Source organism: Niveispirillum sp. BGYR6 (assembly GCF_027568365.1).
GTDB lineage: Bacteria > Pseudomonadota > Alphaproteobacteria > Azospirillales > Azospirillaceae > Niveispirillum.
In genome coordinates this window covers 924,694-935,955 of sequence record NZ_JANLNL010000002.1, presented here as the reverse complement: position 1 = coordinate 935,955, position 11,262 = coordinate 924,694, and the positions used below count along the sequence as shown (strand labels likewise).

At 61.5% G+C, this 11,262-nt stretch carries 7 protein-coding genes and 1 tRNA gene; 1 reads left to right on the top strand and 7 read right to left on the bottom strand.

The window, feature by feature from the left end; translation table 11 throughout:
• Positions 1 to 292 precede the first annotated feature (292 nt).
• Positions 293 to 664, top strand: coding sequence for a hypothetical protein (locus PCJ49_RS08210; RefSeq protein WP_269910495.1), 372 nt, complete (start codon positions 293 to 295; stop codon positions 662 to 664).
• On the opposite strand, the gene PCJ49_RS08205 is transcribed toward PCJ49_RS08210, so the two are convergent.
• The 7 genes from PCJ49_RS08205 to PCJ49_RS08175 form a co-directional block, all read right to left on the bottom strand.
• Entirely contained in the window at positions 653 to 1,879 is a 1,227-nt protein-coding gene (locus tag PCJ49_RS08205; RefSeq protein WP_269910494.1) for a GIY-YIG nuclease family protein, read from the bottom strand. The two genes, PCJ49_RS08210 and PCJ49_RS08205, sit on opposite strands and share 12 nt — an antisense overlap.
• Positions 1,872 to 3,929 (bottom strand): DEAD/DEAH box helicase, encoded by a 2,058-nt coding sequence (locus PCJ49_RS08200; RefSeq protein WP_269910493.1) that lies wholly within the window; start codon positions 3,927 to 3,929, stop codon positions 1,872 to 1,874. Before PCJ49_RS08200 ends, PCJ49_RS08205 begins: the two co-directional genes overlap by 8 nt.
• Before the next feature lie 193 nt (positions 3,930 to 4,122).
• Entirely contained in the window at positions 4,123 to 5,184 is a 1,062-nt protein-coding gene (locus PCJ49_RS08195; RefSeq protein ID WP_269910492.1) for a PDDEXK nuclease domain-containing protein, read from the bottom strand.
• Positions 5,181 to 7,979, bottom strand: a complete 2,799-nt coding sequence (locus tag PCJ49_RS08190) for a DNA methyltransferase (protein WP_269910491.1) — start codon at positions 7,977 to 7,979, stop codon at positions 5,181 to 5,183. Before PCJ49_RS08190 ends, PCJ49_RS08195 begins: the two co-directional genes overlap by 4 nt.
• A gap of 269 nt (positions 7,980 to 8,248) precedes the next feature.
• Positions 8,249 to 8,324 (bottom strand) — tRNA-Ile (locus tag PCJ49_RS08185).
• Between the two features lie 80 nt (positions 8,325 to 8,404).
• A complete protein-coding gene (locus tag PCJ49_RS08180; RefSeq protein ID WP_269910490.1) occupies positions 8,405 to 9,115 on the bottom strand; it encodes a response regulator transcription factor in 711 nt (236 codons plus the stop codon).
• Positions 9,112 to 11,214, bottom strand: coding sequence for an ATP-binding protein (locus PCJ49_RS08175; protein ID WP_269910489.1), 2,103 nt, complete (start codon positions 11,212 to 11,214; stop codon positions 9,112 to 9,114). Before PCJ49_RS08175 ends, PCJ49_RS08180 begins: the two co-directional genes overlap by 4 nt.
• Between the last annotated feature and the right edge of the window lie 48 nt (positions 11,215 to 11,262).

Below are 11,262 nucleotides of genomic sequence, written 5' to 3'. Positions count from 1 at the left end.
ACGATCCCCACACCATCGATGAAATCCCGATGCAATACGCTCTCAGCCGCATCGCAAACCGCAGAAACGCTGCCGCCAAACGCCTGAAAAACAAAAAAAACGCGGGGAACGGCTGACGCTTACACTAATATCGATGAGTTGCGAAGAAATCAGTATTGTCACGAACACATGAACTATATGCGCAGCCGGGCAGGATAGGTAATGTTGGCCAACAGCCCAACATTACAGCTTACTCGCCGACGGCTCGACGCGATCCGGCATCCGCCAGACCAAAAGCGGGAGAAGGATGGAAATGGCAATGACAGACCGGCGGGACGATCCAGCCCAGGCCCCCAGGGACCGGCAACGCACCCTGCGCGTCGTGGTCAACGACCAGGAGCGGGAACGCATCGAAGCCCTGGCGAAGATGGCCGGTCTGTCCCTGTCCGCCTACCTGCGCACCGCCGGCCTGAACCACCCGATCCGCAGCATGCTGGACTACGACGCCATCATGGAACTGATCCGCCTGCACGCCGACCTCGGCCGCGTCGGCGGCCTGCTGAAGCTGTGGCTGGCAGACCGCCGGGGAGAAGTCGTGTCGGCGGAGATGGTGGATGCGGCGTTTGAGGAGCTGCGGGAGCTAAGGGGGGTGCTGTTCAGGAAGATTGACGAACTATCGGCCTGACGCCACCTCAGCCCCAGCCAGCACCAACTTTGCCAACTGCGCATCATAGACGTACTCGCTGATCGACCCATCTCTGATTCGCTCAATGGCTTCATCAATGGCGAAGATGGGAACCAGGAACCATTCGCGGGGCACGATTGGAATGCCCATGCGGTCCTTGATCTCGATATTCAGGCGGGCCGCCCCGAAAATCCGGTGAATGACGTTTTCCAGCCGGGTGCGGTTGATATTGTAAAGCTGGTAGGTCGCAACGACTTCCACATCCGCCATCAGGAATGTCGGGTCTAACCTTGCATTGGCGATGCGGCGGTCAACATCCCCCCCCGTGACGCCAATCTTATGCACCAGGTCCCGGTTCGCAGCGACGGTGGGATGGTCCGACTTGCTGCGCAGGACATAGACCGTGCCGGTGGCATGGTCACCCTCTTCGCTGCGGTCGGCAAACAGAGGTCCGGCAACGGGGTCAGTGATGCGTCGTCCCGCGTCGTCCTTGTACAGCGCCCGTTGCAGCGACCGCAGCAGCAGGTTGCTTTCCGTGCCGTTGGAGTAAATCACCCGCAGCCGGGCATCCGTCTCGCCATTGGGGGCCTTGATCGTCTCCCCTACCTCAGCCACATAGGCGACCTGTCCACCCAGGATGAAGAATTCCCCTTTGGCGATGTCGGCCTTGCCAAAGCCGGCATCCTTTACGAAGGGCCGGGTGGTGCGGACACCGGAATCAAGGTCGGCCTGCACCTGGGCGAACAGCGGCTTGAACTTGGGGAAATCCGGGCACTTTTCCCGGTTGGCGATTTCTTCCGCCGCCCGCTTTTCCGCGGTGGAACGGACATGGCGCAGGTTAGTGACGCTGTCAGCACCCTCCTCACCCACGCCCAGTTCGGCCAGCAGCGCATCATCGTCCAGATCATCACCGACCGATGCCAGCGTCAGCGCGCCGCTCAACAGCCCCTGATGATCCATCGGCTCAAGCAGGGAGCGGCAGTCCGCTTGCTCCCGCAACCGATCCAGCCGGACAGCATAAAGCCGCTCGAAAATGTCGCGATCTTCCCCGTGCTGGGGGGCGCGTCCATGCTGCTCAACGAATCGCTGGATTTCCTCAAACCCGGCGATGATCCGTTCCTCGCGGGGGGTGCGGCTGGATTGGTTGGGGGCTTCGACATCGATCCCCAACGCTTCCAGAAGCGCATCATCCTCATCGGTGAACTTGTTAGCCACGGGCCGCCTCCGCCTTCATCCGCGCCAGGAAGGCCACGCCTTCGGCCATACGCTTTTCCCAGGCATCGGGCGACGTTATAGACGGTAGCCGGCCGCGTTGCTGCTTGAATTCAAGCGCGCGTTTGGCCAGAAGCCTTGCATCCTCCATGGTCAGGTTGATGCGCTTGGCGGCGATCACGGCGGCCACCTGTTTCAGGCTCTCCTCGCTCATGGTCTTGGCCAGGATGGAATAGGCTTCACCGAACGGGTTGATGCTGTCGATCAGGTCGATATCCAGGTCGCGCACATCCATGGTGTATTTGCGCACGCCATCGACAAAGGCGGTGTTGGCACTGCGCTCCCCGTCGCCACTGTCCGCGCCGCCACCAGAGGCAATGTCCTTGGCCTGCTGCGTCAGGTTCAAGGCGGCGACCGCGTGCTGACGCACGGCTTCCTGATCCGCATCATCCAGTTCGGGATATTTGGCCTTGATGATCTTGCCCATGCGGACCTGGGTCAGTTCCTCTGGCACCAGTTCACTGTCGAACAGCCCGCGCTCAATCGTGCCCTTGTCCTGGACAAAGGCGGCGATCACTTCGTTCAAATCCTGGCGGCAGATGCGTTGCGCCTCGGGGCTTTTGGGCACGACCAGGCCCTTGATCTCAATCTCGAACTGGCCGCTTTGTTCGTTGAAACCGACATTGCATTTGGTCGGGTCATAGCCGGCCTCGCCATAGTCAAAGCCGGGCGTCGGCCCATTGCCGGGGTTCTTGGGCTTGAACTCAAACCGGGGGGCCAGCACCTGTTCCATCAGCAGGCTGGCCGCAATGGCCTTCAGCGTGTCGTTCACCGCCTCCGTCACTGCCTCTTCCGAGGCGTCGGGTTCGGCGATCAGGTTGGTGAAGCGGGCGCGGGTCTTGCCCGGCGCATCACGGGTGGCGCGGCCAATGATCTGGACGATCTCCGTCAGGCTGGACCGGTAACCGACGGTGAGCGCGTGTTCGCACCAGATCCAGTCGAACCCTTCCTTGGCCATACCCAGGGCGATGATAATATCGACATGGTCGCGGTTATTCTTCTGCGCGGGGTCTTTCAAGGCGGCGGAAACGCGGTCGCGCTTGGCCGGATCATCATCCACCAGATCGGCGATGCGCAGCACCTTGCCGTCCGGGCGCTGCACCAATTGAAAGCCCGTCACCGGATCAATGCCCTGCCATTTGCCCAGGGCGTCGGTGATATGCTCCACCTCTTTCAGCTTGTCCTTGGTGCTTTCCCGTGAATTGACACTGGGGATATGGATGATCGTCTTCTGCCCCGGATCAAGCACCTCCAGGATGTCGTCGGCATAGGAGCCGGCATAGAAGAAATAGCCCATGTCGAGCTGCTTCAGGTGCTCGTACCCGTTCAACTGCTCATAATAGGTGTAGGTGACGGTGTCGAACTTCGACTCGTCCTGCGGGGCCAGCACCGCTTCCGCATCGCCCCGGAAATAGGAACCAGTCATCGCCACGATATGCACGCGGTCGCGCGCGATGAACTGGCCCAGATGCAGGCCCAGCTTGTTATCCGGGCTGGCGGAGACATGGTGGAATTCATCCACGGCAATCAGCCGGTCGTCAAACGCCTCCACCCCGAACCGGTCCACGGCAAAGCGGAAGGTGGCATGGGTGCAGACCAGCACCCGGTCGGCACTTTCCAGGAAGCTGCCGACCGCGTTCACCTTGCCGCCATCGGTGCCGGGGGCATTGCACAGGTTCCATTGCGGGGCCACCACCCAATCGGCCCAGAACCCGTATTTGGTCAGTGGTTCGTCATTGAAGCTGGACCCGATGGACCGTTCCGGCACCACGATGATGGCCTGGCGCAGCCCCTGGTTATGCAGCTTGTCCAGGGCGACAAACATCAGCGCCCGGCTTTTCCCCGATGCCGGCGGCGATTTGATCAGCAGATATGGCTCCCCCCGCTTCTCATAGGCCCGTTCCTGCATCGGCCGCATGCCCAGGGCGTTGGCCTTGGTCGAGCTGCCGTTACGGGTGTAGGAGACGGAGACGGAAGGGACATTCTTGGTCATTTTCGTTCCTGTACCACCACAAGGGAGAGGGGAAAACCCCGCCAATCAAAACCCGATCAAGAACCAAAAGGTCGGCGCGAGAGCCGTAACCATCTGATATTACTCACCTCACCCGTCAAGCCCCGTCCCGCATCCCCCGATCCGATCAAAACCCGATCAAGAAATCTGACGGGCCCCTGCTTGGCCCTTGGTGTCATGGAGGATCATCGTCGGTCAATTCATCCTCACCGGCCAACTCCCGCTCAATCTGCTGGATGCTGGGCAGGTTCGTCTGAAATTCCGCCGGCAGGGATTCCGCCAGTTGATATTCGGCGATCCCCATGGGCTGGGCCTTGTCGCGCAGGGCATATTCCGCCACGACCTTGTTCTTGGTCTTGCACAGCAGCAACCCGATGGTCGGCCCGTCATCGGCATGTTTCATCTGGGCATCAACGGCGGTCAGGTAAAAGCCCAACTGACCCAGATATTCCGGCTTGAACTTCCCGGCCTTCAGCTCGATCACCACATAGCAGCGCAATTTCAGGTGATAGAATAGCAGGTCGATAAAGAACTCATCGCCCCCCACATCCAACAGCACCTGCCGCCCGACAAAGGCGAAACCGGCCCCCAGTTCCAGCAGGAAATCGGTGACATGCCGCACCAGGGCATTTTCGATATCGCGTTCCTGCGCCTCGTCACCAAGCTGCAAGAAGTCGAACCGATAGGGGTCTTTCAGCGATTCCCGCGCCAGATCGGATTGCGGCTTGGGCAGGCGTGTATCAAAGTTGGTTTGCGCCTGGCCGCTGCGTTCCAACCGGCGGGTTTCAATCTGCATCACCAGCACGTTGCGGGACCAGTTATGCTCTATGGCCTGCGCGGCGTACCAGCGGCGGGCTTCCGGGTTGGGCAGCTTGTCCAGAAGCACGACATTGTGAAACCACGGCAATTGTGCAGCAACCTGCTGCACAAATTCGGAATCCGGCCAGGCCTCGGCAAAGGCCCGCATATATTTCAGGTTACGGGGGGAAAACCCCTTCATCTGCGGAAACGCCGCGCGCAGGTCCGTGGCCAGCCGGTCAATGACCTTGGCCCCCCAGCCCTGTTCGGCCTGCCGGGAGAGGATGTCCCGGCCGATCTGCCAGTAGAGCGACACCAGTTCGCGGTTAACCGCCAGGGTGGCTCGCTGTTGGGCACTGTGGATGCGTCCCTTCAGGTCGGCCAGCCAGGAAGCATAGCCCTCGGGTGGTGGGGTCAGGGGGGCTTCACCGTCACTCATGCCTTTCGCCCCTTCCCCGATTTCCCCACCTTCTTGGCCGGCTGTGCCGCCACCATCTTGGTATAGAGATCGAACAGTTTTTCCAGCCGTTCGGTATCATTGCGGAACCGCCGCCCGATATAGATACGCTCCAGGACCTCGTCATTGCGCTCATGGGCCTGGCGAAGGTCATCCGGCATGTTGTCCGGGTCATAGAGGTCGGCGATGGTGGCCGGGAAATGCGCCTCCCGCGCCAGCAGGATATCCTCGGCGCAGCGGGTCAGGTCGGCCTTGTTCTTCTCGGTCAGGGTGGGGACGGGGAAGGTGTTCCAGCCGAGGGTGTTGGAGTAGGAGAAGTCAGTTCGCATACGGACGCACACCGTTCCAATCCATACCCAGTGCAGTCGCGAGACGATCAGCGCCAAGTTCCAGAGCGGGGCATCATAGAGGGCGAAGCACTTGTTTGAGGCGATAGCGTCTTCCTGGAAAATATCAGCCGGCAGATAGGGTCTGTTTTCAGATGAGACGCCAGAAACCAGAATTTGTTTCTCGTCTGCAATGCGCTGAATCTGCCTAAATCTGTGTGGGAAAGAGGCTGTCGGGCGAGTATCTGCCGAGCTACTATTCTCCCGGTAATCGCGGACGCGTTCTATTCGTTTTTTTATTGGTGGAATCTCTTCAGAACTAGCTCGGCGCTCGTCAGTGATCCAAAGACACCACCGGAGCGATCCGTCGATCAACTCCCGCGAGCCAACATATCTACGGAGATAATCTCTTGAGGTGGGATAATTCTCAATAATCTCATGCCTCTCATCGGAGCTAAGGATCAGGTTCCCGCCATCGGTAGGTTTGTTTCCCCACTCCATAAGACTGCGGTTGTCAGACGCCCTTGAAAGTGGCACCACGACCACATTAGGCCCAGCGACAAGGTAGGCGTTGATGTTAGTCACTTCTTTGACAATGGAGTTATTTTTATCGTCTAGACTATAAAGGAGCCTTGTCTTGCTGGCATGATTGGAGATGCCAACGATCACCACAGTCACACCAGCCTTGTTGCTTGCAAGGTTCGCCCATTTGAAGCTGGTGTGCGCAAACACGATTTCGTGGCCATAATTGAAAATCAATGGCCAGAGGATCGGCACCTGTTGGCCTTGGCAAATACTGTTGGTCGACACGAAGGCTGTCGCCGCGTTGGTCTGCGTTCCGTAATCGGCCGCTTTCATAAACCAACCTGCTACATAATCAAGCGACTTCCAGCTTTTCGTGCGATGGCCCAAAATGGCTTGTAGATCGGCTTTTTGACCGTCGTTCTGCCAAGTCGAGCCAAGATAAGGCGGATTCCCACAAATATACGTCTCGCCTCCATCATTCTCAAAATCAATCTGCGATTGATCCAGCGGCGTATGGAACAAATCATCGGCCTGATGCTTCACCCCCGTGCCCGCCGGCGGACAAATGCTCAACCAATCCAGCCGCAGGGCATTGCCGCAGACAATCCAATTCTGCGCATCCAACGGCAAAAACTCCGCCAGCGCCTCCTTCTGCCCGCGATACAGCACGTCGCATTGATATTCCGCGATGATCAGGGCCAGCCGGGCGATTTCCGCCGGGAAGTCTCGCAGCTCGATGCCCCGGAAATTGGTCAGGGGAATATCACTCTTCCGGCCCGGTTCCCCGCGCCGTTGATTGATCTCCGCGTCGATCTCCCGCATCTGCTTATAGGCGATGACCAGGAAATTGCCCGATCCACAGGCTGGGTCGAACACACGGATGCGCGCCATGCGCTTGCGCAGGTTCAACAACATGCGGGGATTGTCCGCCGCCTCGGCCAGCTTGGCGCGCAGATCATCCAGGAACAGCGGGTTCAGGACTTTCAGGATGTTGGGCACGCTGGTGTAATGCATACCCAGCGCCCCGCGCTCCTCATCATCCGCCACGGCCTGGATCATCGACCCGAAAATGTCGGGATTGATCTTGGTCCAATCCAGCCTGCCAATGGCCAGCAGATAGGATCGGGCGATCCGGCTGAACCGTGGTACATCGACAGAGCCGGAGAACAGGCCGCCATTCACATAGGGAAACTGATCCGCCCAGGGGCGCAGGCCCGAATGGGCGCGGTCGTGCGGCTTCGTGTTCATCGCCTGGAAAATGGCGCTGATCACCGTATGCGTGTCGGACGCATCGCGCGCACTCATCTGTTCCACGGTGGCGGTGAACAGGCCGGTGCCGTTGAAAATGTCGGTATCTTCGGCAAAGAAACAGAAGATCAGCCGGGCCATGAAATGGTTCATGTCGTGCCGTCGGTCGGCCGCACCCCAGTCCGGGTTATCCTCCAGCAACCTTACATAGAGGCGGTTCAGGCGGCTGGTCGCCCGAATGTCAAAGGCATTTTCCTTGATCTGCTGCACCGTGGTGATGCCGGCCAGCGCCAGGAAGAAACCGAAATGGTTGGGGAAATCGGCATAGTGGCAGGCCACCACCTCCCCACTGGCCAGTTCCTCAGCCTCCAGCATCTCCCCATCGGTGGCCAGGATGTATTTGGCCTTGTGCTTGGCCGTTGCCGGGCTGGCCTTCAACGCGGCCAGGGCCTGCGTCACCGCTCCCTTGGGTGCCACGGCGATATGGATATTGTTGGCCTGCAGCACGCCGCCCCACGGGCTGGCAAGGTCGGACTTGTTCGTCTCCCCCTTGCGCAGGCGGCGGATCGTCGTCTCCTTGTTCCCGAACGCCATCAGGAAAGCGAACGGAAACTCCGCAGCATCGAACGTCTGTTCGGCAAGCTCGGATATGGCCTGTTCGATCTCAATCGCATTCATGTCCAACGGTCCCGAATTCTGCACTGAAAACCTAGGCGTCACCCATCAACGGGCACCCGGTTTCATAGCATGAAGAGGGGGGCGACAGGAAAGGCCGGGGCGCACCGGAGGGGACGATGAAGGCTGTTCCAGGGGGACCAAGGGGCCGGATGCCGTAACCGCCGGACAACGCCGCCGTTCCTGGCCGTCCGCCGACGCCCATTGCACTTACAGCTCACTTGCGAGATGTTAGCGTCGCCAACGTGGCGACGCTAACTCCTTGAAAAGAGTGGTGGGCCCGGAGGGACTCGAACCCCCAACCAGACCGTTATGAGCGGTCGGCTCTAACCATTGAGCTACAGGCCCACGCAAGGACCGCAATTTGCACAAAACATTCGACGAAATCAACAGCTGCAGTGTGGATGAGTAACATATCTCCCAACGCGCTATTTCTCCGCCCGACCCTCAACCGCATCGGACAGGGCATAGCCCGCCCCCCGGATGGTGGTGATGATCAGACCGCCGCCCTGGGGCAGGTCCAGTTTGCGGCGCAGGCGGCCGATCAGCGTGTCCACCGTGTGCGCCGTCACCGAACGCGGGTCGCGGTTGCTGATCACATCCAGCAGGAAATCCCGGTCCAACGGCTGCGGCCGGGCCGCCGCCAGGGCCGCCAGGATGTTGAATTCACCCGTCGTCAGCGGCAGCAGGCTGCCGTCCGGGCGGAACAGTTCGCGCCGGATCGGGTCCAGGTTCCAGCCATCAATCTCCACCAGCGCCACCGCCTTGGCATCGCGCAGGCGGCGCACATTATTGATGCGGGCGATCAGCTCGCGCACCGAGACCGGCTTGGTCAGATAATCATCGCCGGCCTTTTCCAGCGCCAGGACACGATCCTCTTCCGCATCGCGGGCGGTGACAAAGATCAGCCCGGCCTTGTCACGCAGGCGCAGTTCAACCGCCGCTGTCAGGCCATCGCCATCGGGCAGGTTGATATCCAGCAGGATGACATCGGCCTTGGCCCAGGGCAGGCAGCGGCGCAGATCGGCCAGATTGCGCGCCCGCACCACGGCAAAACCCTGATCCTCCAGCGCGCCGGCGATCAGTTCCAGCATTTCCGGCGCGTCCTCCACCACCAGGATGGTCGCGGACTTGTTCATGTCGGGGCTCCGTCCGGTTCCAGCACGCGGGTGATCTGGATCAGCAGCTTTTCTACCAGCAAAATCAAGGCGAAATCATCTGTCGCCATGCCATCGGCCAGGGCCGTTTCCAGCGCGCCGGCGGCAATTGACAGGTCGCCATGGCCGAAACTGGCGGCCGAGCCGCGCAGCCGGTGGGCGCTGGCGGCCAGGGACGCGCTGTCACCCTGCAGTAAGGCGGCCCGCAGGCGCTTTTTCTGCTCCCGGCACGCCTCCAGGAACAGGCCCTGGGCGGTGCCGGTGCGGCTGGGCGGTTCCCGCGCGGGAGCGGCGGGCAGGGGGCTGGCGGCCGGGGCATAGCGGTGCAGCATGGCATAAAGCCGGTCGGGTTCCAGCGGCTTGGCCAGCATCTCATCCATGCCGGCTTCCAGATAGCGCGCTTCGTCCAGCGGGCTGGCATTGGCGGTAACAGCGATGATGGGCAGCAGGGCCAGGTTGGGGTCGGGCAGGGCCCTTACCCGGCGCGTCGCCTCTACCCCATCCACGCTGCGCAGGCGGATATCCATCAGCACCAGATCGAACTGGTCGCGGGCCAGTGCCGCGCAGACCTCTCCGCCATCCTCCACCACCGTGACACGGTGGCCATGTGGTTCCAGCAGACCGCGCAGCAGCGCCTGATTTTCCGCCGCATCATCCACCACCAGGATGGAAAGCGGCACCAGCGGCGGCGCGACCGGTACGGGGGCCGGCGGTTGCAGGGGCTGCGTGGGCCGGGCGGGGAAGCGGAAGCCGAACAGGGCCCCGCCGCCCGGCCGGTCGGCCACCGTCACCACCCCGCCCATGGCATCGGCCAGCCGCCGCACGATGGACAGGCCCAGCCCGGCCCCATCGGCCCGATCCGAGGCGCCATATTGGCGGAACGGTTCGAAGATCAGCTGTTTGGCCGCATCGGGGATGCCAGGGCCGCGATCCGCCACGCTGAGCACCAGCTCATCGCGCCCATCGGGCAGGGGCTGGCTGTGCAGCCCCACCTCCACCGCACCGCTGGGCGCATATTTGATGGCGTTGGAGAGCAGGTTGATCAGCACCTGCTGCACCCGCAGCCCATCGGCCACATGGGCGGGGGCCAGGGCACCGATATCCAGCAGGATGGCCAAGCCCTTTTCATCCGCCGCCGGGCGCATCAGGGCCGCCACCTCATCCAGCAGGCGCGGCAGGTCCACCGGGGCGGGTTTCAGGCCGATGCCATCGGCCTCAAACCGCGACAGGTTCAGCGCATCATCCAGCAGATGCACCAGCCGCCGTCCGGCCGCCAGCATGATATCCAGCCGCCTTTCCTGATCGGGCCGGGGGCTGTCACGGTGAAGCAGCCCGGCCATGCCCATGATGGCATTCATCGGCGTGCGGATCTCATGGCTCATCATCGCCAGGAAATCGGCTTTGGCGGAGGCGGTCAGCTCTGCCTGGCGCTTGGCTTCGGCCAGTTCGCGGTTGCTGGCCTGTTCGCGCAGCACATTCAGGAACTGTTCGCGCCGCATCCGGTTGGAACTGGCCCGCAGCACACCGCCAACGCAAAAGGCCACGATGGTCAGGGCCACGATGATCAGCAGATCAATCGGCGGTTTGGGCTGCTGGCCCAGCACCCCCCACCAGAGCAGGCTGACCCCCGCCCCATAGGCGGTGATGGCCATGGCCGGCATGAAAGCACCGGGCAGGCTGGCCGACAGGCCGATGGCGATCAGCGGGAAGAAGGCCCCACCATGCACCTGCAGCGTTGGGTGATCAAAGACCAGCGCATTCAGGCTGAAGAAGACGAACAGGTTCAGGAAGGTGACGGCCGGCAGCCGTGCTGGCCGGGCCCGCGCCATGGCCAGCAGCGACAGGATGCACCAGAGCAGGATCAGGCCCCGGATGGAAAGAAACCAGCCCAGCCGATGGGGATCGACGGTCAGGAAATCCAACGGCGCGAACAGCAGGCTGGTCAGGGTGGCGGCAATGACGCAGACATGCGCCATGTTGAAATCCAGGCGCTGGTTGCGCAGGGCGAAGGCCGCCTCCCGGTCCGTGTCGGTGAATTCACCGGTCCAGCGGAACTGGCTTTGTCCTGTCTGTCGCTTCACGAATGATCCTGCCCCGGGGCGCTACGCTGCAAGGGGGCATCATGGCGC

Coding starts and splice junctions, on each gene's coding strand:
- PCJ49_RS08210 (WP_269910495.1), top strand. CDS start 293: ATGGCAATGACAGACCGGCGGGACGATCCAGCCCAGGCCCCCAGGGAC.
- PCJ49_RS08200 (WP_269910493.1), bottom strand. CDS start 3,929: ATGACCAAGAATGTCCCTTCCGTCTCCGTCTCCTACACCCGTAACGGC.
- PCJ49_RS08195 (WP_269910492.1), bottom strand. CDS start 5,184: ATGAGTGACGGTGAAGCCCCCCTGACCCCACCACCCGAGGGCTATGCT.
- PCJ49_RS08190 (WP_269910491.1), bottom strand. CDS start 7,979: ATGAATGCGATTGAGATCGAACAGGCCATATCCGAGCTTGCCGAACAG.
- PCJ49_RS08180 (WP_269910490.1), bottom strand. CDS start 9,115: ATGAACAAGTCCGCGACCATCCTGGTGGTGGAGGACGCGCCGGAAATG.